23 protein-coding genes, 2 tRNA genes and 1 pseudogene are annotated in these 26,728 nt (G+C 65.5%); 8 read left to right on the forward strand and 18 right to left on the reverse strand.

Annotated elements, in window-relative coordinates; translation table 11 throughout:
- Window positions 1–47: 47 nt before the first annotated feature.
- Window positions 48–293 carry a glutaredoxin-like protein NrdH gene (gene nrdH / locus MUG94_RS10560; protein ID WP_227890139.1) on the reverse strand — a complete coding sequence of 82 codons (246 nt, stop codon included), beginning with the start codon at window positions 291–293 and terminating at the stop codon, window positions 48–50.
- Between the two features lie 430 nt (window positions 294–723).
- On the opposite strand from nrdH, the gene MUG94_RS10565 reads away from it, so the two are divergent.
- The 3 genes from MUG94_RS10565 to MUG94_RS10575 all read left to right on the forward strand — a co-directional run bounded on the left by MUG94_RS10565 (window position 724) and on the right by MUG94_RS10575 (window position 3,638).
- Complete coding sequence (locus MUG94_RS10565) at window positions 724–1,656, forward strand: LysR family transcriptional regulator (protein ID WP_227908334.1); 933 nt, start codon at window positions 724–726, stop codon at window positions 1,654–1,656.
- Between the two features lie 78 nt (window positions 1,657–1,734).
- A complete protein-coding gene (locus tag MUG94_RS10570; protein ID WP_227908333.1) occupies window positions 1,735–2,853 on the forward strand; it encodes an FUSC family protein in 1,119 nt (372 codons plus the stop codon).
- Between the two features lie 251 nt (window positions 2,854–3,104).
- Entirely contained in the window at window positions 3,105–3,638 is a 534-nt protein-coding gene (locus MUG94_RS10575; RefSeq protein WP_227908332.1) for a hypothetical protein, read from the forward strand.
- Here MUG94_RS10575 and MUG94_RS10580 read toward each other — a convergent pair.
- Both MUG94_RS10580 and MUG94_RS10585 read right to left on the reverse strand, forming a co-directional pair.
- Entirely contained in the window at window positions 3,635–4,744 is a 1,110-nt protein-coding gene (locus MUG94_RS10580) for an App1 family protein phosphatidate phosphatase (RefSeq protein WP_423724143.1), read from the reverse strand. The two genes, MUG94_RS10575 and MUG94_RS10580, sit on opposite strands and share 4 nt — an antisense overlap.
- 136 nt (window positions 4,745–4,880) lie before the next feature.
- Window positions 4,881–5,963, reverse strand: a complete 1,083-nt coding sequence (locus tag MUG94_RS10585) for a fatty acid desaturase family protein (RefSeq protein WP_227890143.1) — start codon at window positions 5,961–5,963, stop codon at window positions 4,881–4,883.
- Window positions 5,964–6,232: 269 nt separating this feature from the next.
- Between MUG94_RS10585 and MUG94_RS10590 the strand changes: the two genes are divergently transcribed.
- From MUG94_RS10590 to MUG94_RS10600, 3 genes and pseudogenes are all read left to right on the forward strand, one after another.
- Window positions 6,233–7,456: an alanine racemase gene (locus MUG94_RS10590; RefSeq protein ID WP_227908367.1), complete on the forward strand. Its 1,224-nt coding sequence runs from the start codon at window positions 6,233–6,235 to the stop codon at window positions 7,454–7,456.
- A pseudogene (locus MUG94_RS10595) lies at window positions 7,453–8,759 on the forward strand (D-arabinono-1,4-lactone oxidase). Before MUG94_RS10590 ends, MUG94_RS10595 begins: the two are co-directional and overlap by 4 nt.
- A gap of 98 nt (window positions 8,760–8,857) precedes the next feature.
- The gene (locus MUG94_RS10600; RefSeq protein ID WP_227908331.1) at window positions 8,858–9,610 is read left to right on the forward strand and encodes a lysoplasmalogenase; all 753 of its coding nucleotides are present in this window, start codon (window positions 8,858–8,860) and stop codon (window positions 9,608–9,610) included.
- Here the strand turns inward: MUG94_RS10600 and MUG94_RS10605 are convergent.
- The 14 genes from MUG94_RS10605 to MUG94_RS10670 all read right to left on the reverse strand — a co-directional run bounded on the left by MUG94_RS10605 (window position 9,604) and on the right by MUG94_RS10670 (window position 23,429).
- Window positions 9,604–10,548: an NUDIX domain-containing protein gene (locus MUG94_RS10605; RefSeq protein ID WP_227908330.1), complete on the reverse strand. Its 945-nt coding sequence runs from the start codon at window positions 10,546–10,548 to the stop codon at window positions 9,604–9,606. The genes MUG94_RS10600 and MUG94_RS10605 overlap by 7 nt on opposite strands.
- Window positions 10,549–10,714: 166 nt before the next feature.
- Window positions 10,715–10,790, reverse strand: a tRNA-Ala gene (locus MUG94_RS10610).
- A 68-nt stretch (window positions 10,791–10,858) separates the two neighbouring features.
- A tRNA-Ala gene (locus tag MUG94_RS10615) sits at window positions 10,859–10,934 on the reverse strand.
- Window positions 10,935–11,073: 139 nt separating this feature from the next.
- The gene (locus tag MUG94_RS10620; RefSeq protein WP_227908329.1) at window positions 11,074–11,757 is read right to left on the reverse strand and encodes a histidine phosphatase family protein; all 684 of its coding nucleotides are present in this window, start codon (window positions 11,755–11,757) and stop codon (window positions 11,074–11,076) included.
- Between the two features lie 12 nt (window positions 11,758–11,769).
- On the reverse strand, window positions 11,770–12,177 hold the full coding sequence (rsfS, locus tag MUG94_RS10625; RefSeq protein WP_227908328.1) for a ribosome silencing factor: 408 nt from the start codon (window positions 12,175–12,177) through the stop codon (window positions 11,770–11,772).
- A gap of 19 nt (window positions 12,178–12,196) precedes the next feature.
- The gene (locus MUG94_RS10630) at window positions 12,197–13,411 is read right to left on the reverse strand and encodes a hypothetical protein (protein WP_227908327.1); all 1,215 of its coding nucleotides are present in this window, start codon (window positions 13,409–13,411) and stop codon (window positions 12,197–12,199) included.
- A gap of 25 nt (window positions 13,412–13,436) precedes the next feature.
- Window positions 13,437–14,042: a nicotinate-nucleotide adenylyltransferase gene (gene nadD / locus MUG94_RS10635; protein WP_231705215.1), complete on the reverse strand. Its 606-nt coding sequence runs from the start codon at window positions 14,040–14,042 to the stop codon at window positions 13,437–13,439.
- Between the two features lie 85 nt (window positions 14,043–14,127).
- Window positions 14,128–14,367, reverse strand: coding sequence for a hypothetical protein (locus MUG94_RS10640; protein WP_227890151.1), 240 nt, complete (start codon window positions 14,365–14,367; stop codon window positions 14,128–14,130).
- 142 nt (window positions 14,368–14,509) lie between these two features.
- The gene (locus tag MUG94_RS10645) at window positions 14,510–15,877 is read right to left on the reverse strand and encodes a glutamate-5-semialdehyde dehydrogenase (protein ID WP_227908326.1); all 1,368 of its coding nucleotides are present in this window, start codon (window positions 15,875–15,877) and stop codon (window positions 14,510–14,512) included.
- The gene (gene proB / locus MUG94_RS10650) at window positions 15,874–17,142 is read right to left on the reverse strand and encodes a glutamate 5-kinase (protein ID WP_227908325.1); all 1,269 of its coding nucleotides are present in this window, start codon (window positions 17,140–17,142) and stop codon (window positions 15,874–15,876) included. The genes MUG94_RS10645 and proB overlap by 4 nt, the downstream gene beginning before the upstream one ends.
- A gap of 52 nt (window positions 17,143–17,194) precedes the next feature.
- Complete coding sequence (gene obgE, locus MUG94_RS10655; RefSeq protein ID WP_227890154.1) at window positions 17,195–18,769, reverse strand: GTPase ObgE; 1,575 nt, start codon at window positions 18,767–18,769, stop codon at window positions 17,195–17,197.
- 106 nt (window positions 18,770–18,875) lie between these two features.
- Window positions 18,876–19,139: a 50S ribosomal protein L27 gene (gene rpmA, locus MUG94_RS10660; RefSeq protein ID WP_104053918.1), complete on the reverse strand. Its 264-nt coding sequence runs from the start codon at window positions 19,137–19,139 to the stop codon at window positions 18,876–18,878.
- A gap of 91 nt (window positions 19,140–19,230) precedes the next feature.
- Entirely contained in the window at window positions 19,231–19,542 is a 312-nt protein-coding gene (gene rplU, locus MUG94_RS10665; protein ID WP_104053917.1) for a 50S ribosomal protein L21, read from the reverse strand.
- 326 nt (window positions 19,543–19,868) lie between these two features.
- The gene (locus tag MUG94_RS10670) at window positions 19,869–23,429 is read right to left on the reverse strand and encodes an Rne/Rng family ribonuclease (protein ID WP_227908324.1); all 3,561 of its coding nucleotides are present in this window, start codon (window positions 23,427–23,429) and stop codon (window positions 19,869–19,871) included.
- Between the two features lie 423 nt (window positions 23,430–23,852).
- On the opposite strand from MUG94_RS10670, the gene MUG94_RS10675 reads away from it, so the two are divergent.
- Window positions 23,853–24,476, forward strand: a complete 624-nt coding sequence (locus MUG94_RS10675) for a vitamin K epoxide reductase family protein (RefSeq protein WP_423724398.1) — start codon at window positions 23,853–23,855, stop codon at window positions 24,474–24,476.
- Between the two features lie 92 nt (window positions 24,477–24,568).
- On the opposite strand, the gene MUG94_RS10680 is transcribed toward MUG94_RS10675, so the two are convergent.
- Complete coding sequence (locus MUG94_RS10680) at window positions 24,569–25,204, reverse strand: CG0192-related protein (RefSeq protein WP_227908323.1); 636 nt, start codon at window positions 25,202–25,204, stop codon at window positions 24,569–24,571.
- 99 nt (window positions 25,205–25,303) lie between these two features.
- Here MUG94_RS10680 and MUG94_RS10685 point away from each other — a divergent pair, with 99 nt between their 5' ends.
- Complete coding sequence (locus MUG94_RS10685) at window positions 25,304–26,410, forward strand: SDR family oxidoreductase (protein ID WP_227908322.1); 1,107 nt, start codon at window positions 25,304–25,306, stop codon at window positions 26,408–26,410.
- Window positions 26,411–26,728 lie beyond the last annotated feature (318 nt).

Raw genomic sequence — 26,728 nt, forward strand, 5'->3', positions numbered from 1 at the left:
GACGGTGCGGGTATTGCGTGTGTGGTGCTGGTGCTGCGGAAGCCGTCTTAGGCGACCGAGGAAACCGAGGACTGATCCAGTTCGGCGATCTTGTCCGGGCGGAAGCCGGACCAGGAATCCTGCTCCGTAACGACGACGGGAGCCTGCATGTAGCCCAGTGCGCGGACCCGTTCCAGGGCCTCTGCATCCTGGGACATATCCACGATCTGGTACGTGATGCCCTTCTTGTCCAGCGCCCGGTAGGTAGCGTTGCACTGAACGCAGGAGGGTTTGGTGTAAACCGTAACGGTCATGGTTGGTCTCCCCTTGTGAAGCCTTGAAGTCTGTCCATTGATACTACATCCAGACACTACATCTAGTGCGCAGCTCCGTGGGGAACCCCAAGATGATGTATTACAAGTATGTCATTCCCCTCCCCTCTCGTCCACAGTTAATGCACAGGGCGGGCGGGAAAATTCCGCGGATTCCCGCAGGCCGGACGAGGGTTCTCCACAGCCTGTGCAGAGTGAGCGCACAGGCTGCGGACCGTAGCCAAGGCCACAAATTCAGCGCGTGTCGCGGAACGACGGCGTGTCGCGTCCGGTGCGGGGAGCACGGCCTCGCCGCGGGCCCCGGACCACGCTCCGCGGTGTCACCGGGTAAGGCTCGACACACCGGATAAAGTGGTCGACGGCGGACGCATCAGCCCCTCATCCGCACCCCTGCCACGGAAAGGCGGCACCAGTGGTCAACCCGATCCATCTCAAGACGCTCCTGGAAGTCATCCGGGTGGGTTCCTTCGCTGCCGCCGCCCTCCGGCTGGGCTACACGGCATCCGCCGTATCCCAGCAGATGTCCGCGCTGGAACGTGCCACCGGGACCCATCTGTTCGAACGCTCGGCCCGCACGGCTGTGCCCACTGAGGCCGCCGTCGTCATGGCCCGCCACGCTGCCAAGGTGCTCACCGACATGGACGCCCTGATGGCCGCCTCGGCCCGGGCGGAGGCCGGAACCAGCCACGAACTGCGTCTTGGCATTTTCCCCAGCCTGGCCACTTTTGCCCTTCCCCGCCTGATCCGCTCCCCCGGCTGGCAGGATTTGGGCATCAACCTCAAAATCCATGTTGCGGAACCGGGCCAGACCATCCAGGGGCTGCGCGCCGGTGGCGAACTCGACGTCGCACTCATCTATCAGGTGGGACAGGGCGGGTTGGCCTGGCCCTCCACGATCAGCCGCCAGTGGCTCGGCGACGACAACTTCCGGGTGGTCCTCCCCAGGGCCTGGGGCATCCGGGAAGGATCGCAGGTCTCAGCCGAACAGCTCTCGGACATGCCGTGGATCATGCACCACCCGGGAACCCCTGACGCCCTCGTCATTGAGCGGCTTTTTGCCAGCTGCAATCTGCATCCCCGCGTCGCTGCGTACTGTGACGATTTCAATGCGAGCCTGGAGATGGCCGCTGCAGGACTCGGTGCGGCATTGGTCCCGGAGCTGGCGATGCTCAACAGGCACGACGACGTGGTGGTGCTGGACGTTCCCGAAATCCGCCTTGCCCGCAGCATCTTTGCGCTGCTGATCAATGAACGCGAGAATCCGCAGATCCGGCTGTTCCTGGATCAGCTGGCGGAGGTGCTGAGAACCCAGAGCATCGCACCACGGACATCCGCGGGACTCTGAAGACAACCGGAACCGCCCCCGTTGTGATCTGCCTTGCTGAAATCGGCTTGCGGACCGGTCCCGGGCCATACTGAGCTGATGCTTTCTACCGGAAACCTCTTTCGCCGAACCGGCCGTTTGCTGCGGGGAACCTCGCTTACTGCAGTCCCGGCAAGTTTTACCGGCATAGTCAGGTACACCCGTGTCCAGCTTGCCATCAAAGCTGCCCTGGCGGTCGCAATCGCCTGGACCGTTGCCCCCTGGGTACCGGGTGTCGCGGCGCAGTACCCGTACTACGCCCCGCTGGGCGCCCTGGTCAGTATGTACCCCACCATCTCGGGTTCTGCGAGGGCAGGCATTCAAACCCTGATAGGTCTGGTCACGGGCATTGCCCTGGCCCTCGCGGCCCTGCTGCTCTTTGGCAGCCCCACCACCCTGACGATCGCCCTGATCGTGGGAATTGGTGTCCTGCTCGCGGGCATCCCCAAGCTGGGCGCGGGTCAGGACTACCTGCCCATGGCAGCCCTCTTTGTGCTGGTGGTCGGGATTGATGATCCGGACGGCTATTCCCTCGGCTACACGGTGCAGATGCTGGTGGGCGTCGCCGTGGGCCTGACGATCAACGCCGTTCTTTTTCCTCCGCTGCATCTGAGCGGTGCCGTGGACGGCCTTGCCTCCCTGCGGCTGGCTCTGGCACGCCAGCTCAAGGAAATGGGTGCCGCTATTGCCGAGTCCTGGCCGCCGAAACACGAGGACTGGTCCAACCGGCGCACCGAACTCATCTCCTTCAGCAGGGAGGTGCGCGAGTCCGTCCAGCTGGCGGACCGCAGCCGCCGAGGCAACCTCCGCAGCCGGCGCCACCACCACGACCTGGATGCTGATTACCGGGCACTGCGTGCCATGGAGCGCGTCACCCTCTACGTGGAGGACATGACGGAAGTCCTTGCCACCGCCATTTGGACCAGCCCGAAGGACATGCCGGTGCCCGATCAGCTCTCCGAACAGCTCTCCGAGGCCATGCTGGCCTGCGGAGACGCCGTGGAAAACTGGGACGCGGACAGCGAGGAATACTCAGCAGCACGGGATGCGGTGCTCAAGCTCCAGAGCGATATGAACACCGCGGCGTCCCCGGACAGTCCGGTGGATGTCACGGCATCCCTGGCGATGAGCATGCGCCGGGTTCTGCGCACGATTAGAACCGTGGAAGACCAGCCCTAGCCGCTGGTTTCCAATTGTTTTCTGCATTTATTTTCGATTGCTCGAATCCCTTGCCACCGCTGGCATCCGTGGCCGATTACCCGAGGTGAACCCAGAAGCAGCGGTTGACACTCCCATGCATCGCCACAAGACTCCAGAAGGTAAACGAGTTCGGAAAACGCATCAAAAACGCCAATTCGTTGGGGTCAGCCACCCGGGAAAATTCCGGGTTTAGACAGCATGGTGGGCCTCCCCAAGGTAAGGGGAACCAAATGTCACGGAAACAATGTGGAATTGCAGTACCGGGAATTGCCGCAGTATCTTTCGCAGCCCTTATTCTGTCCGGTTGCTCGGCAGATCCCACCAACGACGGCGTTGGAAGCACCGCTTCCATCAAGCCGACGAGGTCGGTGGCAGCCCCCGTCCGCACGCCGTCGCCCACACCGCCCGCCGGCCCCGTAAAGGCGCCAAGCATTGGCGGAATGGTCCTCGCTCAATTGGAAAACCAGACCGGTACGGGCGTTATCGAGGGCATTCCCACCGACTCCGAAACACTGTCCTTTGCCGCGGACTGTTATGGTGCCGGTACCCTCGAAGTCGCGGTTCCCGGGCTGGTGACCTTCTCCCAGGAGTGCAGCGCCGATGCCTTGAAAGGCCACATGAACAGCGTTGAAACGCGGTTCTTTCGAGGGAGTCCTGACGTCGCTGTTACCGTCACCGCCAATGACAACGTGCACTGGGCCTTGACGGTCTCCGGCAGCGACCGGATACAGACGGCGCCGCTGCCGGTTCCGACCAGCGGCTAACCGGCCTCCGGCAGCAGCCCCAGCTCCGCCAGCTGCCGGGTCATGCCGGCGCCGTCAGGGGCGTAGATCCAGGGAATCTCGGCCGGCCGCTCGCCCGAACGCGACGGCGAGCGGCCGCCGGCCAGGACAGCTTCGCCTGCCGAAAGCTGGCGAATGGCGATGGCCCGGACATTTTCCGGGTGCCGTTTGGCAAATTCGGCATAGATGGCCTCGTCGTGCTGGCCGTTGTCCCCAATCAGCAGCCATTTGATGTGCGGGAATTCCTTGGCCAGACGTTCAAGCTGCGTCTTCTTGTGCTCCGGTCCGCTGCGGAACCAGCGGTCCCGCGTGGGGCCCCAATCGGTCAGCAGCAGCGGTCCGGCCGGATAAAGGTTGCGGGTGATGAAACGGGTCAGCGTCGCCGCCACGTTCCAGGCACCGGTGGACAGGTACAGGACCGGGCTGCCGGGGTTTTCCCGGGACAGCCGGTCCATCATGACCGCCATCCCCGGGGTGGGCGTCCGGGCGTGCTCATCCAGCACGAAAGTGTTCCATGCCGCCAGGAACGGCCGCGGAAGGGCGGTCACCATGACGGTGTCGTCAATATCGGAGACCACGCCCACAGTGGCGGAGGGATCCACGACATATACAGGGGCGGCAGCGGCTTCGGAGTCCTCCGAACGCAGCGTCACGGTGGTCCAGCCCGGCGTCAGCTGCACGGGAATCACGACGTCGATAACGCCGCCGCGGTCCGCCGTCACCGGATAGCACTCATCGCCAATTTCCACCGTGACCGAGGCCTTGTTAATGGGCGGGCTCATGAAGTTGCGCCAGCCGCGGATGCCGTCGCGGATGGCTTGGGCACCGGCCGAGTTGCCGTCCGGCGAAGCATATCCGGGTTTGGCGAGGATGACCCGGCCCAGGACACGGACCCATTCGGTGGTCCCGTACCCGGTGAACGGCAGGACGGTCTGGACCTCACCGCGTTTGCGGGCGCGTCCCTCTCGGTAACCGTGGAGGGCATCTTCCAAACGCATGCCGATGTGGCTTGCCTGGTCTTTGACTGAAGGAGCAGCACCGGTGGACTCGGAGGTGCCGGCTGTCGGGTCTGAGGGTGTGGAAGACATGGCTCCAGTCTGTCAGACATGTCAGCGGGCTGCTGATGCGGGCCCGGGCGGTTGGTGGAAATGCCGGCACGGACAAAAAAGAAACCGGCAGCACCGTCCGTGGACGGTGCTGCCGGTTTTTACCGGCGGCTGCGGATCAGCGCCGGAACTGCGAGGTCATGGGGCAGTCGAACGGATCCCGCGCGGACAGGCCCACCGTGTTCAGGTACCGCACCACAATCCCGTAGGACTGCGTCAGGGACGTTTCGGTGTACGGAATCTTGTGCTCGGCGCAGTACGCCTTGACGATCTCCGAGGCACGGGCCAGGTGCGGACGGGGCATATTCGGGAAGAGGTGGTGCTCAATCTGGTAATTGAGGCCGCCCATCAGGGTGTTCATGCCCTTGCCCTTGATGTTGCGGGACGTGAGGACCTGGCGCGACAGGAAGTCCACCTTGGAGTCCTTGGGCAGGATCGGCATCCCCTTGTGGTTGGGTGCGAAGGAAGCACCCATGTACACGCCGAACACAGCCAGCTGAACGCCGAGGAAGGCAAATGCCATGCCGACCGGGAGGAAGAAGAACACCGCTCCGACGTAGAGTCCCAGGCGGAGGAACACCATGGTCAGTTCGCCGATGCGCCCCTTGATCTGCTTGTTGGCCAACAGGTGCTTGATGGACGTGGCGTGCAGGTTGATGCCCTCAAGCATCAGCAGCGGGAAGAAGAGCCAACCCTGGCGGCGGGCAAACCAGGCCATGAAGCCCTTTTGGCGCGCTGCCTGCTCGGGAAGGAAGGAAATGGTATCCATGTCAATGTCCGGATCCTTGCCCACCGTGTTGGGGTTGGCGTGGTGCCGGCTGTGCTTGTTCATCCACCACTGGTAACTGATACCGACGACGGCGTTGGCAACGAAGCGTCCGGCACGGTCATTCGCGGGACCGGACTCAAAAACCTGCCTGTGGGCCGCCTCATGGGCGATGAATGCCAACTGCGTAAACAGCACGCCCAGCGCGGCAGCGATCAGCAGCTGGAACCAGCTTTCACCGATCAGGAAGAACCCCGTGCCTGCGGCCACTAGCCCGGCGCAGAGAAAAATGAACGTCGTGATGTAGAAAGAACGGCGGCGCTTCAGCAGCCCTTCATCACGAACGGCTTTCAGCAGACCTGAGTAGGCGCTGACGACGGAATTGGTGCGAGTCTTCGATGCTGCTCTTTTGGCTGGTTGTGCAGTTGTGCTCATGCGGCCCTCTGGAGTTTTCGGCTTCCCAGCCGGCGGAATACGAGCAATTTCTGCTCTGCAGATGTTCCAGCCTAACCCGTCTTCCTGTCAAAATCATGTGATTCCCGCCGCAGTGCAATATTCCCCTTTCGCCATATGATTTTTTCCCGCAATTTTCATTCCGTGCGGTTAGGATCCGGTAGAGGCTGGCATCCCGCAGCGGGAGCCTGCGGAAGGGAGCTACCGTGACGTCGTGCAACAGCAGCGGGTCCGTTCACGGAGGCCTCGATCTGCGGGGATCCCCGGACCACCAGCCGTGGCGGGATCCGGCGGCGTACTGGGCCGCCCGCGCCCGGGCCGTCGCCCATCTTGCCGCTCCGGCCGCGTCGCTGGATGTGCAGGCCCTGCGCTTCAACGCGCAGGACCTTCTCCGCCGTGCCGGCGGAACCCCGCTGCGTGTGGCCAGCAAGTCGCTGCGGGTTCGCGGGGTCGTGGACGCCCTGCTGGCGCTTCCGGGCTTTTCCGGCATCCTTGCCTTCACCCTCGCAGAGGCACTCTGGCTGGCTGAACGCTGCGACGACGTCGTTGTTGGCTATCCGAGTGCGGACCGCGCCGCAATTGCGCATCTTGTTGCCGATGAGGGGCTGGCCGCCAGGGTAACGCTCATGGTCGACGACGAGTCCCAGTTGGACCTGATTGACTCCGTGGTGCCGGCGGACCACCGGCCGGACCTGCGGGTCTGCCTGGATGCGGATGCCTCCTGGCAGGCGCCCGTGCTGGGGTTCATCGGAACCCGCCGCTCGCCCCTGCACAGTGAGGCCGACGCCGTGGACCTCGCCCGACGCATTGTCTCCCGTCCCGGATTCACACTGGTTGGACTCATGATGTACGAAGGTCAGGTCGCGGGGGTGGGCGATGCTGTTCCCGGAGCTGCAGGAACCAATGCGTTGATGCGCTGGGTTCAGCAGCGCTCCATGAAGGAACTGCGGCGGCGGCGCGGTGCCATTGTCCGCCGCCTGCGGGAGCTGGCGGATCTGGAGTTCGTCAACGGCGGCGGAACCGGATCCGTGGAGGCAACGGCTGCTGATCCGTCGGTCACCGAAATTACGGTCGGTTCGGGGATGTTCGCCGGACACCTGTTTGACTCCTACCGCTCTTTTACCCCGGCACCGGCTGCCGCCGTCGCGCTCGATGTGGTCCGCCGCCCCGCACCCGAGACCGCAACCGTATTGGGCGGCGGCTGGATTGCCTCCGGACCGCCCGGGAGCTCCCGCGTACCGCTCGTGGTCTGGCCTGAGGGGCTCCGGCTGCTGCCCCGCGAGGGTGCCGGAGAAGTCCAGACACCGCTGTCCGGCCGGACAGCATCCGGTTTGGCCGTCGGCGACCGCATCATGCTGCGCCATGCCAAGAGCGGGGAACTCTCCGAACGAATCAATGAGTACGCAGTGGTGGATGACGGCGCGGTTGTCGCTATGCTCCCCACCTACCGCGGGGAAGGCAGGGCGTTCCTGTGACGGTAAAGGGCAGCGCATGGCGCAACTGGGGCCGGAATGTTTCGGCAGCACCGCTGCGGGTAAGCAGCCGGCCAGCGAGGAGGCACTGAGCCGGTGCGTTGGCAGAGCTGCCGCCGCCGGACAGCGGATCAAGGCCGTTGGTGCGGGACACAGCTTCACTGACATCGCCGCCACTGAGGGTGTCCAGGTGGATTTGCGCAAACTGCAGGGACTGATCGCGGTGGATCCCGCACGTGCGAGGGTGCGGCTGCGGGCCGGTACGCAGCTGCACCGGGTGCCGGCGCTGCTGGAACCGTTCGGGCTGGCGATGCCAAACCTCGGCGACATCGACCGCCAGACCATCGCCGGAGCAATCTCCACCGGCACGCACGGAACCGGTGCCGGCTTCGGCGGGCTCGCAACCCAGGTGGCAGCGCTGACGCTGGTCCAGCCCGACGGCGGCCTGCTCACTGTGGGCGAGGACGATCCCCTGCTTCCGGCCGCCGCTCTGAGCCTTGGTGCGCTCGGGATCATCTCCGACGTCACACTGCAGTGCGTGCCGGCATTTGTTCTGCAGGCCGAGGAACGCTCGGAACCGCTGCCGGCTGTCCTGGCCGGCATGGCCGATCGGGTCAAGACAACGGACCATTTCGAGTTTTATTGGTTTCCGCACACCGGCCGCGCCGCAACGAAAGCCAATACCCGCCTGCCCGGCACGGCCCAACGGAATGCTCTGAACCCTGTGGGCCGCTGGATGGATGAAACCCTGCTCTCCAACACGATCTTCCGCGCCACCTGCGCCGCCGGGCATGCCGTGCCCGCTGTCATCCCTGCGGTGAACCAGGCAGCGGCCCGGCTGCTCGGCGGCCGGAACTACTCGGATGCCTCAGCCCGCGTGTTCACCCAGCGGCGGACGGTGCGGTTCCGAGAGATGGAGTACGCCGTGCCCGCTGAGCGGTTGTCCGGCGCCTTCTCCGCTCTGAGGGCGTTGATCGAGGAGCACGGCTGGCGGATTTCCTTTCCGGTGGAAGTCCGCTGGGCGGCCGCGGATGACCGGTGGCTGTCCACCGCCTATGGCAGGGACACCGCCTATCTGGCCGTTCACCGGTATTACCGGGAAGACTTCAGGAACTATTTCGACGCCGTCGAGGACGTTCTGCTTGCCCACGGCGGGCGGCCGCACTGGGGCAAGCTGCATTCCCTGGACGCCGGCGCGCTGGCACAGCGGTATCCGCGCTTCGGCGACTTTTGCGCGGTCCGGGACCGGCTGGATCCGGACCGGGTATTTGCCAATGCCTATCTGGAACGGGTGTTGGGCCCGTGAAGCCTACGCCCCGGGTGCACCGCAGTCTGCCAGTGTGGCGCCGGATTGCCGGCCCGGCCGCATCGTACGATGGGCGTCAGCCGATCGAAGGATATCCCTTGACCAACGCCCCTACGCTTGACTCCACCGCCGCTCCGTCCCGCTCCCGGTGGTGGGGCTTTGCGCCGTTTGCCGTGCTCTCCGTTATCCATGTCGGTGCCCGTCTCGCCGGTGCGGACGACATTGCGGAACCCACCAAGCTCACGCTGATGCCGCTTCTCGCCGTGGGCGCACTGTGGGCCGGCCGCAGGAACCGCCGCGGGACCGCCCCGAGCTCCGGAAGCACTGCCGACCAGGTATCCGGTCCGGTTCTTCCATCCGCACTGCTGTTGGCCGCCCTGCTCTTTTCCTGGCTGGGCGACGGCGCCGGAACCTTCTTTCCGTCCGCACCGGAGCTGCCCGTGATGCTTGCTTCCTTTGGCATCGCGCACCTTTGTTATATCTGGCTTCTGGCGCGCTACGCGGCGCACCGGCCGTTTCCCCGCTGGGCGCTGGTCTTTCCGCTGTGGTGGGTGCTCATGCTGGTGGTGCTGTGGCCCTCGCTGGGCGGACTAACGTTCGCCGTGGCGGCCTACGGCATTGTGCTGGCCGGTACTGCTGCCACGGCCGCGCGGTGCAACCCGATGGTGGCAGCAGGCGGGGTACTGTTCCTGTCTTCCGACACCATACTCTCGCTCCGCATCTTCATGCCGGAGGCAATGCCCCACTGGACCAGCGCCCTGGTGATGCTGACTTACTGTGCCGGACAGGGCCTTATTGTTGCCGGTGTTTTCCGCAGCGGCCCCGGCGTCGGGGCAGGTCGGCTTCAGTAAGCCAGCACGTTCCGCAGCTGCCCGGCGCCGATGATCCCGGCGCCGGCCGAACCGCAGCGATCTGCAAGCCCGCGGTCACAGGTGGCCACCGTGACCCGTCGACCTTCATCCACCAGCCGCCGGGCACAGGCAACAATGGCGTCGTCACCGGCTCCCTCCGCACGGACCAACTTCACGGACGCCGGCACAGCCGGGGTCTGCACATCCGTTGGGGTCGGCACATCCGGGGCGACAACTCCGCGGGCGTTCCCCTCGACCACCACCACATAATCGGGAAACCACGCATCTTCAGGCAATCCCAGCACGCCGGCGGGGATCCCCCGGACCGCCAAGGCGCTCACAGCCTCGAGCAGCCGCCCGGCAGCGCCGGCCCGGTCCTTCCACCAGCCGTCAGGCACGGAACCCATGACGTTGGCGGCATCGACCACCACCACGGGGCGAACCGGCAGCAGGGCCCTGAGCCGCGGCCATGACGTGGCGAAGGCCGGATGCAGCGGGAGGGACTCGACCCCTTCGACAGGCACCCAGGCCAGCTCACGGCTCTCCTGGTCGCTGATCACCGGCTCAAAGGGAACAGTGACGTCCGCGGTCAGGGTGGAGTATGACCAGACGCCAAGATCCAGCACGCTCATCAAACGGGGCCGGACGGACGCAGCCGGGACCCCTGCCTCTTCGGCAGCTTCCCGCAGTGCGGCTGCCGCCGCCGTTTCGTTTTCATGCAGCGCTCCCCCGGGCAAACCCCAGGTGTCCCCGTGATGGCTCCACGAGGCGCGGTGCTGCAGCAGGATCCCGCGGTGCGGGTCGACCACGAGCAGCCCCGCCGCACCGAACCGGCCCCAGTAGCGCTGTCCGTCAGGTGCGATGACCCAGGCGTCGCCGGGATTCCGGGGTCCCTGCGGACGGCGCGGCTCGTTGGGTGCGGGCTGCTCAATGATCATGTGCCCACCCTGCCACAACGAAGGCCGGTGACCGGCTCCGGCACGAAGGCCAGCCAGCGCTTCCCAAATGCCTGCACCCGTGGCTCTTTTCTGCCTGATACGCACGCATGCCGGTACATACAAAAAAATGCCCCGCCATTAGGCGGGACATTTTCTCTGTAATTCTTGGTGGAGCTGAGGGGATTCGAACCCCTGACCCCCTGCATGCCATGCAGGTGCGCTACCAGCTGCGCCACAGCCCCAAAAACATGGTATTTGTTGTTTTCACAACCGGGTTTCCACCGCAAAACCTCCGGTTTCCCGAAGGCTTTGGTGGAGCTGAGGGGATTCGAACCCCTGACCCCCTGCATGCCATGCAGGTGCGCTACCAGCTGCGCCACAGCCCCAAATAAACTATTTCCACTATGCCTGAACTGTTGGATTTTGTATCCCCCGGCTCGAAGCAACTCCTCTACTTTAGTACAGAAATATCGGAGTGCAAAATCGATCGGTGCCGCCGAAATTCGGGGACCGGCTCCCCCGCCGCTAGCCCTCCAACGGGCCGCTGGGAAGGGAGTCCAGACCCACATTGTGCTGGGCCAGATTCCAGCGCACACCGCCCCCGGAAACATCGCGTTCCTCCAGAACCGACCAGTGACAGTTGGACACCCCGCTGATGACCGTCCATGAGTTCGTGGGCAGGCCCAGCAACGCGCAGATCCCGGCGCGGATGGCGCCTCCGTGGCTGACCGCCACGAGCGTCCCCCCGGGTTCCAGCGCATCGGCGGCCTCAGTGACGGCTTCGGCTACCCTTCGCCCAACATCCACCCGGCTTTCGCCGCCACCGGCCCGCACGTCACCGCTGCCGGCCGACCAGCCGGCCTGCTCCTCGGGAAACCGGGCGGAGATGTCGGCGAAGAGCATCCCTTCCCAGGTTCCCGCGAACGTTTCCCGCAGGCGGCCGTCAGTGGCCACCGGTTTGTCGGCGGCCTTCCCCAGCGCCTGAGCCGTCACCAGGGCGCGGCTCAGGTCCGAGGAAAGTACGACGTCGGGATGCAGATGCCGCAGGACGGCTGCCGCTTCCACGGCTTGATGGACACCGGAAGGGTCCAGGGCAATGTCCTGCTGGCCCTGGAACCTTCCCGCACGGTTCCATTCCGTCCGGCCGTGCCGCCAAAAGACGACACGCCTGCCCGTGCGGGCCGGGTCCCAAGCCGCGGAAGAAGTCACAGCAGGCGGGTGCTACTCGGCGTCCGGCACGGCCGGCGCCGCAGGAGCCGTGGCTTCTGCGTTTTCAATCTGCAGGTCAATGGCAGGGCAGTCCTTCCACAGGCGTTCCAGCGCGTAGAAAACACGGTCCTCCTCGTGCTGGACGTGCACCACAACGTTGGCGTAGTCCAACAGAACCCAGCGGCCCTCGCTGCGGCCTTCGCGGCGCACCGGCTTCAGGTTCTTCTTGGCCAGCTCCTCCTCGATGCCGTCCACAATGGCGTTGACCTGGCGCTCGTTGGAAGCCGAGGCGATCAGGAATACGTCCGTGATGGCCAGGCGTTCGCTGACGTCGATGGCAACGATGTCGTTGGCCAGCTTCCCGGAGGCTGCCTGGGCTGCCACCCGTGCGATGTCAATTGATGATTCGGTGGCGCTCAAAGTGTCTCCTTGTATAACGTCAGCTGCCAAAGCCGCCGACGATCATTGCTACTGAAATGATCAGGGCAAGAATGCCCAGACCACCAACTCCCAGCGATACAAAACGCAGTCGCCGGGTGCGGCCGAGTCCGGCCGTCTTTACGTCCAACGGGTCAAGCCCGAAAGCGCTTCGTGCACCGACGGGCTTGGCGCCCTCGGCAGGATCCAGGGGCGCATTGACCAGGGCATCAGCCCGGGCCAGAATGCGCGAATGACGCACCTCGGCGGACGCCGGCGGGCGGCGCACCTCGAAACGCTTGTCCGCTGCGCGGGGAGGTCCCTGCGGCGGCGCCGGAACCCCCTTGCCGGACTGCGCGGTGGTGGAGGAGGTGACAACCGGCACGTGCGACGTGGGCGGGCGCCGCATGACCGGGCGGTCCACACCCGGAACACGGACAAACTCCAGCGGTGTCACCATGGCCAGGTTGTGGGCGGTGGCGGGGTCATTGGCAGAGGGTTTGCGCTGCTCGTTCTCCTGCGAGATCCGCTGCATGTTCTGCGTGCGCCGGTTCAGCACCGCAGCCCGCTCCGCCAGCGCTTTTTGCTGGGCCAGCAGTTCCAGGTCGACGGCGTTGGGGTCCTCCGCTTGGATGGCCTCCATGGCTGCCACTTGGTTGCGGGCCTGCGCCTGCAGCGCTTCGCGCGCGACGAGTGCCTGTTCCACGCTCATGTGGGCAATATCGGCGTTGGGGTCGGTCTTCTTTCCGCCGTCGGCCTTGGGGGCCGGGGCGGATTTCCGCTTTGCCGGCGGGTCCTGCACCGGGGTGCCCTGCGGGGGCGTGTCCTGCTGGGCCCGACGACGCCGGTCACGGCGTCCGCCCGGACGAACCTCGGGGCTCAGCGCGGCCGGAGGTGCGTCCACAACCGGAGCGGCCGCCTCCGTGGCGGACTTCTTGCTCTCCGCAACAACATCGCTCTCGGAGACAACCTCCGCGGGCTCTGCAGGGACCGCCACCGCGGAGGCCCCTGCACGCTGCTGCTGCTGCAACCTCAGCTGGCGGCGGGTGGGCGGATTCGCCGATTCGTCCGCGCGCGCCTGCTTGTCGGTAAGGGCTTTATACGCACGCAGGGCCTCACGATCCCTGGCCCGCTGCTGGGACTCCCTTTCGCGGGGCCCGGCAGGGGCGTCCACCGGTACGTCAGCCGCGCGGCGGCTGCGCCGCGGTGCGTCTGCGGACTCTGGACCGTTAGTCATTTCCTACCCATCCGGTTTCTTTCAATTAAGCTACTGGCTCTGAGGTGGCTACGGGCTGTCTGGTTTGCTCCGGCTCACCGGCATAGAGCCCGTGCTTCGCGATGTATTGAACAACTCCGTCCGGCACCAGATACCACACGGGTTCCCCGTCCGACACCCGCTCGCGGCAGTCGGTGGAGGAGATGGCCATGGCCGGAACCTCCAGAAGGCTGACGTCATCCCGGCCCATGTTTTCCAGCACGTGTCCGGGGCGGGTTACCCCCACGAAATGAGCCAGGGACCAAAGTTCCTGGATGTCCTTCCAGGAGAGGATCTGCGCCATGGCATCGGCGCCGGTGATGAAGAACAGTTCCGCTTCCGGCCTGGACTCCCGCAGGTCCCGCAGCGTGTCGATGGTGTACGTCGGCCCGGGACGGTCAATGTCCACGCGGCTGACCGTAAACCGGGGATTGGACGCCGTGGCGATGACGGTCATCAGGTACCGGTGCTCCGGCGGACTGACTTCGCGTGCGGACTTGTGCCATGGTTCCCCCGTGGGCACAAAGACCACTTCGTCCAGGTCAAACACATGTGCCACTTCGCTGGCTGCCACCAAGTGGCCGTGGTGGATGGGATCAAACGTCCCGCCCATCACGCCCAGACGGACCCGCCGGCTTCCGTGTTCCTGTTCCGGCTGTGCCATCGACAGATACGATTCCACTGATTCCACGGAGGAATCAGCCCTCGATGCCCTGGCCGTGGTCGTGCTTGTTGGGGAACTGACGCTGGGGATCAACGTGCTCGGGGGCTGCTTCGTGGCGCTGTCCCACGCTCTGGAAGGAGATGGTCGCGAACATCAGCAGCAGCAGGGAGCCCATGATGATGACGCCGTACATGATCGGGTCCATCGGGATGGACACGTGGTGTTCGGCCGTCTCGCTGGCAGCAAGTACGGCGCTGGAAAGCTGGGTCAGCATGAATCTCCCCTAGAGAGCTATAAGTGGTTAAGCCCGCCGGCCGCGGCTGACGGAGTAGTGGTTTCCTTCAAGTCTACGCGTAAGCGCCGGTGACCCGCACCCAGCGTGGCCCGGGGCGCACCTGTGCGCGCCCCGGAGGCGCTCAGATCCGGATCTGTCCGTCGCCCTGGACGATCCATTTGGTGGTTGTCAGTTCCCGCAGTCCCATCGGACCGCGCGCGTGCATCTTCTGCGTGGAGATGCCCACCTCGGCGCCCAGGCCCAGCTCGCCGCCGTCGGTAAAGCGGGTGGAGGCGTTCACGATGACGGCAGCGGAGTCGATTTCCGCGATGAAGCGCTCGGCGTTGGCGAGATCATTGGTGATGATCGCCTCCGTGTGCCCGGTGGTCCAGCGGCGGATGTGGGCCAGCGCTTCGTCCATGTCATCCACCATGGCCACGGCGAGGTCCAGGTCCATGTACTCCCGGCCCCAGTCCTCGTCGTCGGCCGCCTGCGCGTCAACGCCGGCGGGCAGCATGGCGCGGACCCTTTCATCGGCGTGCAGCCGTACGCCGGCGGCCGCAAGCGCTGCCAGAACGTCTCCCGTTGCTGCTGCGTCGCGGTGCACGAGGAGGGTTTCCACCGTGTTGCAGACACTGGGCCGCTGGGTCTTCGCGTTAAGCAGGATGTCAACGGCCATCTCCACCGGGGCGCTGTGGTCCAGGTAGATGTGGACGTTCCCCTCCCCGGTTTCGATCACCGGAACGGCGGCGTTGGCGACCACGGTCTGGATCAGGTCCCGGCCTCCGCGGGGAATCAGCACATCAACTTTGCCGCGCGCCTTCATCAGGACGTTGGCGCCGGCACGGCCGTACTCATCAACGCTCTGCACGGCGTCCGCAGGGAGTCCGACCGCGTCCAGGGAATCGCGGATGATGTCCACGAGCACGGCGTTGGTGTTCTCCGCCGCACTGCCGCCGCGGAGCAGGACGGCGTTGCCGCTCTTCAGCGCCAGACCGGCAATATCCACTGTCACATTCGGGCGGGCTTCATAAATGGCTGCCACCACGCCCAGGGGAACATGCACCTGGCGCAGCCGCAGTCCGTTGGGAAGGGTCTGCCCGCGGGCCACTGAACCCACCGGGTCCGGCAAGCCGGCCAGCATCTCCAGGGCCCCCGCCAGCCCGTCAATCCGTTCCGGCGTCAGGGTGAGCCGGTCCAGCAGTGCCTCGGAGGTGCCCTTTTTCTTCCCGGCGGCAACGTCCTTCGCGTTGGCGGCCAGCACCAGGTCCCGTTTGGCAACCAGGTTCCTGCCGATCTCCTGCAGGCCCAGGTCCTTCCAGGCACGGTTTGCCCGGGCCAGGCGCCGGGCAGCGATGCGGGCCCGATCGGCAGCAGCATGGACGCCCGCTTCGATTTCTTCAGCAGCAGTAACCGAGGAGGCGGATTCGGCGGTCGTACCGGTTCCAGCTGTGTCGGGTTCGGTCGTTTCGTTCCCGATGATGTCGGTGGGTGTATTCACTGCGCTCATCCTCCCAGTGTATTGGCGGACTCGGGACTGGCAACGGAGGAACCGGGCGCCGCAGACGCACCGGACGGCGTTTCGGCTGGCACTCCCCCGGATTTGTGGTCCTGCAGAATGACCAGATCATTCACGTGCACCACGGCACGCTCGAAGCTGCGGCCGAGGTTCTTGGACAGTTCCCGGGTGGACCGTCCCAGCATCTGCGGCAGTTCGTCGGACGCGTAGTTGGTCAGTCCGTGGGCAATGACGTTTCCGGTCAGATCGGAAATAGCCACCGGGTCCCCCGGCTCAAAATGTCCCTTCACGGAGGTAATGCCGGCGGCCAGCAGCGACCGGCGGCGGTCCGCAACAGCCTTGGCGGCGCCGTCGTCCACCACCAGCGTGCCCTGAATCCGAGCCACGTGGGCCAGCCAGAGCAGCCGCACGGGCTGGCGGCGGCCGCGGCCCACAAACCAGGTGCCCACGTCCTCGCCCGCCAGGGCAGCGGCTGCGTTTGCCGTGGAGGTAACCAGCGCGGGAATGCCGGACTGGGCCGAGATGGTGGCGGCTTCGACTTTGGTGGCCATCCCGCCGGTGCCGACGCCGGCTTTGCCCACCTTGCCGATCCGCACGTCCTCCAGGTCCTGCATGCCGGTGACCTGCGGAATACGGACGGCGCCTTCGGACGGGGGCCCGTCGTAGAGCGCGTCGACGTCGGAAAGCAGGATCAGGGCGTCGGCTTTCACCAGGTGCGCAACGAGGGCAGCAAGGCGGTCATTGTCGCCAAAGCGGATTTCGTGGCTGGCGACGGTGTCATTTTCATTCACGATGGGCACGACGCCGAAGTTCAGCAGCCGTTCCATGGCACGGTTGGCGTTGGCGTGGGTGGTGCGCCGCATAAGGTCTTCCACGGTGAGGAGGACCTGGCTGACGGTGACGCCGTGGCGTCCGAAGGCTTCGGTGTACCGGGCCATCAACAGCCCCTGCCCCACCGAGGCAGCGGCCTGCTGGGAGGAAAGCTGGGTGGGGCGCTTGGCCAACCCCAGCGGCGCCAGTCCGGCGGAGATGGCGCCGGAGGACACGAGGATGATTTCAGTGCCGGCCGTGCGGCGCGCGGCCAGGACATCCGCCAAACCGGTGAGGGCTTCATCGGAAATGCCGCCGGCAACGGTGGTAAGGGAGGACGAGCCCACCTTGACGACGATGCGCTGGGCCCGGGCGAGCCCGGAGCGGGACCGCAGCGGCCGTTTGGGCGCAGGAACAGTGGTCGGGGATGCTGTGTTTTCAGTCATGTCCCCACCACTTTATGCATATCCTGCGCCCGGCCGGGCAAGTGTGAAGCCGTTATTCGCCGTCTTTGGGTGCCGTCGGCGGATTGTGCTTATAGTTCACGGACTCGGTCCAGATGCCGGCTTTCCGCTCGGCTTCGAGCTCAGCCCGCGCCGCCGCCCGTGCATCTCGGCGTGCCTGGTGGTCTTCCTTCTTTTCCTCGCGGGTGGGACGGGAGAACTCCTCGATGCGGATGTCAGAACCGCGCGGGGAAGCCGCCAGCAGTTCGGCGCCACCGATCATGGTCGGCTCCCAGTCGAAGACGACGCCGTCGCCCTCACCGATCACCACGGCATCGCCGGGCTTGGCGCCGGCCTTGAAGAGTTTGTCTTCCACGCCGAGCTTGGCCAGGCGGTCGGCCAGGTAGCCCACAGCCTCGTCGTTGGTGAAGTCGGTCTGGGCAACCCAGCGAACCGGCTTGTCGCCCAGAACGCGGAACAGCGGTTGCAGATTGCGCTCCTCCTTGCGGATGGTGAAGCCGCCCTTGGCATCGGCGTTCCGGACCCGCAGCGTGGGGGTCTTGACCCGCGGCGGCGCGCTTTCAACGGAGGCGCGTGCATCACGGACGATTTCTGCCATGGCGTAGCCGAGGGCCTTGAGTCCCTCGTGACTGGAGGCGGAGACCTCGAAGACGCGGTAGCCGCGCTTCTCCAGTTCCGGGCGCACGAATTCGGCCATGTCGCGGCCGTCGGGAACGTCTACCTTGTTCAAGGCCACCAGGCGCGGACGCTGGTTCAACGGCACAACGTCGCCGTCGGTGCCGGCGAAGCTCATGTCCACGGCGTACTTGTCGAGCTCCTTTTCGATGATGTCCAGGTCGCCCAGCGGATCGCGGTCCGTCTCCAGCGCGGCACAGTCCAGGACGTGCACCAGGGCGGCGCAGCGCTCAACGTGGCGCAGGAAGTTGTGGCCAAGGCCCTTGCCTTCGGAGGCACCTTCAATGAGGCCCGGAACGTCGGCCACGGTGAAGCGGACATCGCCGGCTTCCACCACGCCCAGGTTCGGCACGAGAGTGGTGAAGGGGTAGTCGGCGATCTTCGGCCGGGCCGCGGACATGGCGGCGATCAGCGAGGACTTGCCGGCAGACGGGAAGCCCACCAGGGCGATGTCGGCAATGGACTTCAGTTCCAGGACGATGTCCCGCTCGTCGCCGGGAACACCCAGGAGGGCAAAGCCGGGGGCCTTGCGCTTCTGCGAGGACAGCGAAGAGTTGCCCAGTCCGCCCTGGCCGCCGGCGGCGGCAATGTACTCGGAGCCTTCGCCCACGAGGTCGGCGAGGACTTCGCCGTCCTTGTTCTTGACGACGGTGCCGTCCGGAACGGGCAGGATCAGGGTTTCGCCGGTTTTGCCGTTGCGCCAGTCGCCCATCCCGTTGCCGCCGTTGGTGGCGTGGCGGTGCGGGAGGTGGTGGTAGTCGAGCAGGGTGGTGGAACTGGAGTCAACGCGCAGGATGACGTCGCCGCCGTCGCCGCCGTTGCCGCCGTCGGGCCCACCCAGGGGCTTGAACTTTTCACGCTTGACGGACACGCAACCATGGCCGCCCGTACCGCCCGAAACATGCAGCACTACGCGGTCTACAAAGCTGGCCATGGTTCTCCTTCAAAGGAACTACTTGATAATGCCAATTCTACTTGGCTTAAAAGACGACGGGGCGGGCCATCAGGCCCGCCCCGTCGGAAAAGCTAATTGCCGGTGATTACTCGGCGGCTGCAGCAGCCACGATGTTCACGACGCGGCGGCCGCGACGGCTGCCGAATTCAACTGCGCCTGCTTCGAGGGCGAACAGTGTGTCGTCGCCTCCGCGGCCAACGCCCTCGCCCGGGTGGAAGTGGGTGCCACGCTGGCGGACGATGATTTCGCCTGCCTTGACAACCTGGCCGCCGAAACGCTTTACGCCGAGGTACTGGGCGTTGGAGTCGCGACCGTTGCGAGTGGAACTCGCACCTTTCTTATGTGCCATTTTCTACTGCCTGCCTTTGCTTTACTGATTATGAAACTCAGGGGCGGGATGCTTCCCGCGTTCCCGGCTCCTGATGGAGCCGGCACGAGAATCAGGAGTTGATGGACGTAACCTTGACCTTGGTCAGCGAGGAGCGGTAGCCCTGACGCTTCTTGTAACCGGTCTTGTTCTTGAATTTCTGGATGACAATCTTCGGACCCCGAAAATTCTCAACGATCTCTGCCGTCACGGTGACCTTGGCCAGGTCCTGTGCGGAAGAGGTGACCTGGTCGCCATCAACCAATAGCAGGGCGGGCAGCTCAAATGTGCTGCCGGCTCCACCGGGGACGCGGTCCAGGGTTACGAGGTCTCCGACGGAAACCTTTTCTTGGCGGCCGCCAGCGCGGACAATCGCGTACACCACTTGGGAACTCACTTCTCTCGACGTTAATACTTGGATGCGCATTTGGCTGGGCTGAATATGCCCGCCTTGCGCCATGCAGTCACGCCCTGTACCGAAAACGGTTTCGAAGGCGTTCGCACCGAAGTTCAAGGTTACGCTACGTAACCGATAACCCGCAAATGCTGGGCTTCCAGGCGCGCCGCCCTTTCGGACGTCACTGCTCTCGTTCTACTTTATAGCATTTCCGGCCGCATCGTGTCCTCCGGACAAAGAAGGAGGCGGCCATCCCCGTGATGGGAATGACCGCCTCCGTCAGATGATCGGCTCAGAACACCGCCCTGGAACGGTTAGAGCTCCGAAGCGGGAACGCCGACGCCGAGGATGACGGGTGCACTGCCGGCGGACTCGCGGCGCTTCTCCTGCTTCTGGGCAACAGAGGGAGCCACGGCGTGGCGCACCGCCACCGGAGCGGCAGGTGCAGCTGTGTCAGCGCCTCCGGTCTGGATGGCGTCCGCCCCTGCAGCCCCCTGGGGGCTGCCCGCAGCCCGACGACGGCGAACCGGGCGTGCCGGTGCCTGCACTGCCGCAGGTGCGGCTGCCGGCGCTGTTGCCGGCGCGGATGCCGCAGCCGGTGCGGATGCCGGTTCAGCAACGCGGGCCGGTGCTCCCGAGGTGACCGGTGCCGCTGCCTGCGCCGGCTGCGCTGACTGGGCAGCGGCACTGCTCCGGCGGGATCGGCGCGGGGCGCGGGCAACAGGCTGCTCAACCTTGGCTGCAGATGTGCCGTCGGCGTCCGGCGCCTTTTCGACCGGCTTACTGTCCGCGTCCTGGTTTCGTGCCGGTGCCGCGGCGGCTGCCACCTCATTGAAAGCCTCGGTAAGGCTTTCCAGGGTGAACCGGGATTCTTCGGAGGCCGGCTGGCGGCGGTCACGGCGCGGAACCACCACGGTCTCGCCCTGGATGTTCAGGACCGCACCCGCTTCAGTCCCGGGAACGCCGGCGCCTGCCGCCGGAGCCTTTGCTGCCGGTTCCGGCCGGTTCTGTTCCGAACGGTTTCCGGCTGCTGCCTTCTCCCCCGCTTCGACGGTGTCGTGGGCCGCAGCGGTCGCAGCCGCGATCGTTGCCAGCGCGGCACGGGCAGCCTCGGCCTTGGCCTTGGCCTGCCGCTCCGCCTCGCTCTGTCCGGGCTCCTCCGTCTTGGCAGGCTCCTCGGAGACCGCGGCGGCGTTCTGCTGCTGCGGAGCTCCTGAGCCGCGGCTGCGGTTGCGCTTGCGGTCGCCCCGGGACTGCTTTTCCTGCTTCAGATGCTGCTGGTGGTTGTCCTCGGAAATGGCATGGGCCGTCACGCTGTTCGCGGGGTTGCCGTTGTAACTGGTGCTGCGGCGGTGTTCCACGGGAATGTCGTGGGTAATGACGCCGCGGCCGGCACAGTGCTCGCACTCTTCGCCGAACACTTCCAGCAGGCCGGTGCCCATGCGCTTGCGCGTCATCTGGACCAGGCCCAGGGACGTTACCTCGGCCACCTGGTGCTTGGTCCGGTCCCGGCCCAGGCATTCGACCAGACGGCGAAGGACCAAGTCCCGGTTGGCTTCGAGAACCATGTCGATGAAGTCGATGACGATGATGCCGCCAATGTCCCGCAGGCGCAGCTGCCGGACCACTTCTTCGGCCGCTTCCAGGTTGTTCTTGGTGACGGTTTCTTCCAGGTTGCCGCCGCTGCCGGTGAACTTGCCGGTGTTGACGTCCACCACGGTCATGGCTTCGGTGCGGTCAATGACCAGCGAACCGCCGGAGGGCAGGAATACCTTGCGGTCCAGTGCCTTGGCGATCTGCTCGTCGATGCGGCTGGCCGCGAAGATGTCTTCGTCCTTGGTCCACTTCTCGAGACGGCCCACCAGGTCCGGCGCCACGTAGGTGACGTAGGCCTCGATGGTGTCCCAGGCTTCTTCGCCGGAGACGATCAGCTTGGAGAAGTCCTCGTTGAAGACGTCGCGGACCACCTTGATGGTGAGGTCCGGCTCGCCGTACAGGAGCTCGGGCGCCAGGGTCTTGGTGGACTTGGCCTTGGCCTCGATGTTCTCCCACTGGGCGCGGAGCCGGTTGATGTCATTCATCAGCTCTTCTTCGGATGCGCCTTCAGCGGCCGTGCGGACAATGACGCCGGCATCCTGGGGCAGGTGATCCTTGAGGATCTTCTTGAGCCGGTTGCGCTCGACGTCGGGCAGCTTGCGTGAAATGCCCGTCATCGAGCCGCCCGGCACGTACACCAGATAGCGCCCGGGGAGGGAAATCTGGCTGGTCAGGCGCGCGCCCTTGTGACCCACCGGATCCTTGGTGACCTGCACCAGGACCGAGTCGCCGGACTTCAGCGCCAGCTCGATGCGGCGCGGCTGGCCGTCCAGGCCTGCGGCATCCCAATTGACTTCACCCGCGTACAGGACGGCGTTGCGGCCGCGTCCGATATCCACGAAGGCGGCTTCCATGCTGGGCAGCACGTTCTGGACCTTGCCCACGTACACGTTGCCGATCAGGGAGTCCTGCTGGGTATTGGAAACAAAGTGCTCGGCGAGGACGCCGTCTTCGAGCACGCCGATCTGGATCCGCTCGTCGCGCTGGCGGACGATCATCTGCCGGTCAACGGACTCGCGGCGGGCCAGGAACTCGGCCTCGGTGATCACATGGCGGCGGCGGCCGGACTCGCGGGACTCGCGGCGGCGCTGCTTCTTGGCTTCGAGCCGGGTGGAACCCTTGACGCTGGTTACCCGGTCGGAAACGGGAGCCTCGACGTGTGCCCGCGGTGCCCGGACCCGGGTGACGGTGTTGGGCGGATCATCATCGGCTCCGCCGGTGAGTTCCAGGTCGGCATCGCCGCGGCGGCGACGGCGGCGGCGCCGGGAAGTCACCCCTTCGGCGGCGTCCGGTCCGGCGGGGGCTTCTTCAGTCGACGCACCGGCTTCAGATTCGCCTTCGGCTACGGCTGCGTTGGAGGATTCGCTGCGGGTGCGGCTGCGGCCACGGCGGCTGCGGCGACGGCCGCGGTTTTCCTCGGAGTCTTCCTCCGCTTCGGCGCTCTCGCCGGCGTCATGCGCGGGGACCGGGCGGACAACGCTCAGGTCCGGGGCATGGAACAGCGGCAGAGCCGGAATGGCAAACGGGTTCAGGCTGGAGGGAGCGTCCTCGGCCGGGGCCGCTTCGGCAGCAGCGGTTCCGGCAGGTGAGGGAGTCTGTGCAGCGGCAGCGGAGGCAACCGTGTCATCGGCGGCGGCGTCGGCGGCAGGTACATCGGCCGGTGAGTCATCGGCGGACTCCAGCGGTGCTTCCTGCGCCTTCTCTGCAACCTTCGCGGGCCGGCGGCGGGCACGGGTTCTGGGTGCGGCCTTGGCTTCCGGGGCTGCTTCAACCACGGCGTCCGCGGTCCCGGACGTCCCCCCGGCCGGTGTTTCCGCAGACGGCGCCTCCGCGGCAGCAGCACTTTCCGGCGCTGCCGGGGTTTCCGCGGCAGCCTCAGCTGCCGGCTTCTTGGCGGGGGCACGACGACGACGCACGGCCTTCACCGGTGCTTCGGCTGCAGGTGCGGAGTCCGCCGGGGCGGCGGCCGTTCCTGCGGCAGCTTCAGCGGCGACCGCTTTGTCGGCATCCTGGCCGGCCGGCGCCTCTGCAACGGCCGGGGCTGCCTCGCCTGCCGGAACAGTCTTGCGGCGGGAGGCCCGCACGCGCTTGGGCTTTTCTACGGCTGCTTCGGCCGGGGCAGCATCTACAGATGCAGGGCTTTCTTTGGCTGCGTCTTCGACAGCTGCGGGTGCAGAAGCAGCCACCGACTTGCGGCGGCTGCGGGTGGCACGTTTTGCCGGTGCGGATTCAGTGCTGTTTTCGTTTGCTGCTAGGTCATTATTCAGTGCATCACTCATAAAAGGCTACGCTCCGGCCCCTGCGGCACTGGCCACATTCCAATGCCCAGCGGGCAATGTGTCGGCTGTACGGGGGCATCAATTGCTGCCGCCAGCCGGAAGTCGTCTGGATGTCATCCGAGGTCGCGCCATCTGTAGGGCGCGGTATCACTCGAAGACCAGCGGCGCTTTTCCTGCTACCCGCGACACGTTCACGACGTTGCCGCTGCGGGTAGGTCTTATCGGCGGATTCCCTGGTTCCCATCCGGATTGATGGGCGAACTGCTTGGGAAGCATCACCGACAGAACCGGAAGCCTGTCGCTGGACCGGTGCCGGAATGTGGTTCCGCCATCAGCCAAAGCCATTATCTCACACGCCCGTCTTTTTGGCCCGCAACAACGCATAGACTCGTTCCGTATCGCCACCAGCCAAAGGAGTACTTCGTGCCTTCCAGCGCAGCCCACCAGGAAGCCACCCGCCGGGCCCCCGACCAGCAGGGTCCGGAGCGCGGTATTGCGTGGATACTGCTCGTGACCGGCGTCGTCGGCTGGCTCGGTTCCGGCATCCTGGTCCTGGAACGGCTTCGTGTCTTCGCCGACGCCAACTACATCACCAGCTGCGACATAAGTCCCTGGGTTTCGTGCGGCACCGTGTTCAAGACCTGGCAGGCAGCGATCTTCGGTTTTCCCAATCCGCTGATCGGCATAGTTGCCTTCGCCGTGATTATCACGACCGCCATGGGAATGCTGGCCGGCGCCCGCTACGCACGCTGGTACTGGCTGGGGATGCAGGCAGGCGTGACGCTGGGCATGGTGTTTGTGGTGTGGCTGTGGAGCCAGGCGCTGTTCGACATCTATGTGCTGTGCATTTACTGCATTGTTGTATGGACTGCCATGATTCCGCTTTTCGTCTTCACGACTGTGCGCAATTTTGCCCACGGCGTCCTTCCGGCACCGGCCGGGCTGGTGAAGTTCCTGTCCGAATGGGCCTGGGTCATCGTGGCGCTGCTGTGGGTGGCTACCGCCGCCTCGATTTTCTTCCGCTTCATGAACTCCTTCCTCGGCTAGCCTTCCCTGGCCGAGTGCCGCGCCGATGCCGGAACTTCCGTCGCGGAAGAACACCGGCGGGACACTCGATCAGGCTGAATGGCGCCGCTGCGTCACTCGGCCGGCAGAGCCCACGCCAGCAGGACAGGAACGTCCTGCCCGGGCCAGGTGGCGGTCAGGGACGGATCGACCACACCCTCTCCCCCAAGCTCCAATATCCGCACCACTGACAGATCCCAGTCTGCGGTCCGAATGTGGGCAACGGTCAGATCGGCCGGACCCGGCTGCGGGCCTTCGGCGAGCTCTTCGCCGTCCGGAAGCCCGCTGGCCACCACGCTGACGGACTCCGGAATGTCTTCCCGGACGCCGTCGTTCTCAAAGTACTGCGGCGCCTGGCCCTGTCCGGAAAGGATCGACGCCGTCAGCGCCTGCGCATAGGCAGGATCCCCGCAGCCGTCATAGACCCAGCGTGTGCCCAGCACCGAATGCTCCATGGTGGTGATCAGGTGCTTCTCAGCGCCTTCCAGCGGTGCTCCGCGGTAGGTGAGCGGAACCTGCACGACGTCGGCGCCGACGGCAACGAGATGGGTCTCGATACCCACCTGTCCCTCCGGGTCATCGAAGCGGAAGGAGCCGACGCGCTCAATGGGCAGTTGCCCGACGCGGGGAAACCATGACGTCGTGGGCAGCCAGGAGGCAAGAAGTTCCATTTTGTCCGGGTGCAATTCTGCGTGATAAATGAGTGCCATGCGCCCAGCCTAGGGGCATTGGCCGCCGGCGTCAGGAATTTCCCCCGGCGGTGCCCGGTTGTCGCCTCTAAGCACCATCCCCAAATCTTCAGGAGAACCATGCTTCGAGAAACCCCCGCACCCCGGCCCAACGACACTGCGCCCACTGCACTGGTGGCCGGAGCGACCGGAATTGCCGGCGCCGCCATCGTTGACCTGCTGGCACAGCAAGGCTGGACCGTCCTGGCCCTGTCACGCAAGGGGGGCGCCCCGGACCCTAAGCGTCCCGGCGTCGTACCCGTCGCAGCGGATCTGACCAACCTGGAAAGCCTCGCCGCAGCCCTTGCGGACAAGCGTCCGACGCACGTCTTCTTCACTTCATGGTCCCGCCAGGAAACCGAAGTGGAGAACATCGCCGTCAACTCTGCGATGGTCCGCAACCTGCTGACCGCGCTGGAGCACGCACCGCTGGAACACGTGGCCCTGATGACCGGGCTCAAGCACTACATGGGCCCCTTCGAGGCCTACGGTGAAGGCCCCATGCCGGACACCCCGTTCTCCGAGGATGAACCGCGGCTTCCGGTGGACAATTTCTACTACGCGCAGGAAGACGAATTGATGGCGGCCGCCGAGCGGCAGGGTTTCGCCTGGTCCGTGCACCGGGCACACACGGTCATTGGCTTCGCCGTCGGCAACGCCATGAACATGGGCCAGACCCTGGCCGCGCAGGCAACGCTGTGCCGCGAACTTGGACTGCCGTTTGTCTTCCCGGGCTCGGAAACCCAGTGGAATTCAGTCACTGACATGACCGACGCCGGGCTGCTGGCCGAGCACATGCTGTGGGCCGCCACCGCTCCGAACACCGCCAACGAAGCGTTCAACGTGGTCAACGGCGACGTGTTCCGCTGGCGCTCCCTGTGGCCGCGCCTGGCAGCCCGGTTCGGTGTCGAACCCGTTGGCTTCGACACCAAGCCGCGGCCGCTCGAGGAGCAGATGGCGGACATGGACGGGGCGTGGGAAAAGCTGGCCGCCCGCCATGGCCTGGCTGAACCGAACCTCTCCCGGCTGGCGACCTGGTGGCATACCGACGCGGATCTGGGCCGGAACATTGAAGTGCTCACGGATATGAGCAAAAGCAGGCTGGCCGGCTTCACGGGTTACCGCCGGACTGAGGACGCTTTCGCGGAACTCTTTGACCGGCTGCGCGCCGAACGGTTGATTCCCTGACCTGCAGCGGCCGGGCGGCATCCCGCCGCACCGGCCGTTTCCGCAAGTCAGGTGCCACTTGAAGTAGGATCCAAGGGTACTTTTGGTTTGGGTGGTGCGGCAGTGTGCCGCCGCCTGAACAACGGAATTCCGGAAGAGCCTGGAGGTGAACCGCACGCATGGACGACGGAAAGAGTCGATCTATCAGCCGCGCGAGCCTCATCCTGGCCCCGGACCTTCCACATGAGCGCCCCTAGACTGCAAGCCCGATCAGGCTGCCGCCGTACAGGGGTTGCACAGTTAGGGGCCGGCACGGTTTAGCACCGGCAGGGGCGGAAG

Source organism: Arthrobacter gengyunqii (genome assembly GCF_023022985.1).
Classification (GTDB): Bacteria; Actinomycetota; Actinomycetes; order Actinomycetales; family Micrococcaceae; genus Arthrobacter_B; species Arthrobacter_B gengyunqii.

Bases quoted from the DNA above. Each gene is read 5' to 3' on its own strand.
- nrdH (WP_227890139.1), bottom strand. From the start codon at position 293: ATGACCGTTACGGTTTACACCAAACCCTCCTGCGTTCAGTGCAACGCT.
- MUG94_RS10570 (WP_227908333.1), top strand. From the start codon at position 1,735: ATGCTTTCTACCGGAAACCTCTTTCGCCGAACCGGCCGTTTGCTGCGG.
- MUG94_RS10575 (WP_227908332.1), top strand. From the start codon at position 3,105: ATGTCACGGAAACAATGTGGAATTGCAGTACCGGGAATTGCCGCAGTA.
- MUG94_RS10580 (WP_423724143.1), bottom strand. From the start codon at position 4,744: ATGTCTTCCACACCCTCAGACCCGACAGCCGGCACCTCCGAGTCCACC.
- MUG94_RS10585 (WP_227890143.1), bottom strand. From the start codon at position 5,963: ATGAGCACAACTGCACAACCAGCCAAAAGAGCAGCATCGAAGACTCGC.
- MUG94_RS10605 (WP_227908330.1), bottom strand. From the start codon at position 10,548: ATGATCATTGAGCAGCCCGCACCCAACGAGCCGCGCCGTCCGCAGGGA.
- MUG94_RS10630 (WP_227908327.1), bottom strand. From the start codon at position 13,411: ATGACTAACGGTCCAGAGTCCGCAGACGCACCGCGGCGCAGCCGCCGC.
- nadD (WP_231705215.1), bottom strand. From the start codon at position 14,042: ATGGGCGGGACGTTTGATCCCATCCACCACGGCCACTTGGTGGCAGCC.
- MUG94_RS10640 (WP_227890151.1), bottom strand. From the start codon at position 14,367: ATGCTGACCCAGCTTTCCAGCGCCGTACTTGCTGCCAGCGAGACGGCC.
- MUG94_RS10645 (WP_227908326.1), bottom strand. From the start codon at position 15,877: ATGAGCGCAGTGAATACACCCACCGACATCATCGGGAACGAAACGACC.
- proB (WP_227908325.1), bottom strand. From the start codon at position 17,142: ATGACTGAAAACACAGCATCCCCGACCACTGTTCCTGCGCCCAAACGG.
- obgE (WP_227890154.1), bottom strand. From the start codon at position 18,769: ATGGCCAGCTTTGTAGACCGCGTAGTGCTGCATGTTTCGGGCGGTACG.
- rpmA (WP_104053918.1), bottom strand. From the start codon at position 19,139: ATGGCACATAAGAAAGGTGCGAGTTCCACTCGCAACGGTCGCGACTCC.
- MUG94_RS10670 (WP_227908324.1), bottom strand. From the start codon at position 23,429: ATGAGTGATGCACTGAATAATGACCTAGCAGCAAACGAAAACAGCACT.
- MUG94_RS10680 (WP_227908323.1), bottom strand. From the start codon at position 25,204: ATGGCACTCATTTATCACGCAGAATTGCACCCGGACAAAATGGAACTT.
- MUG94_RS10685 (WP_227908322.1), top strand. From the start codon at position 25,304: ATGCTTCGAGAAACCCCCGCACCCCGGCCCAACGACACTGCGCCCACT.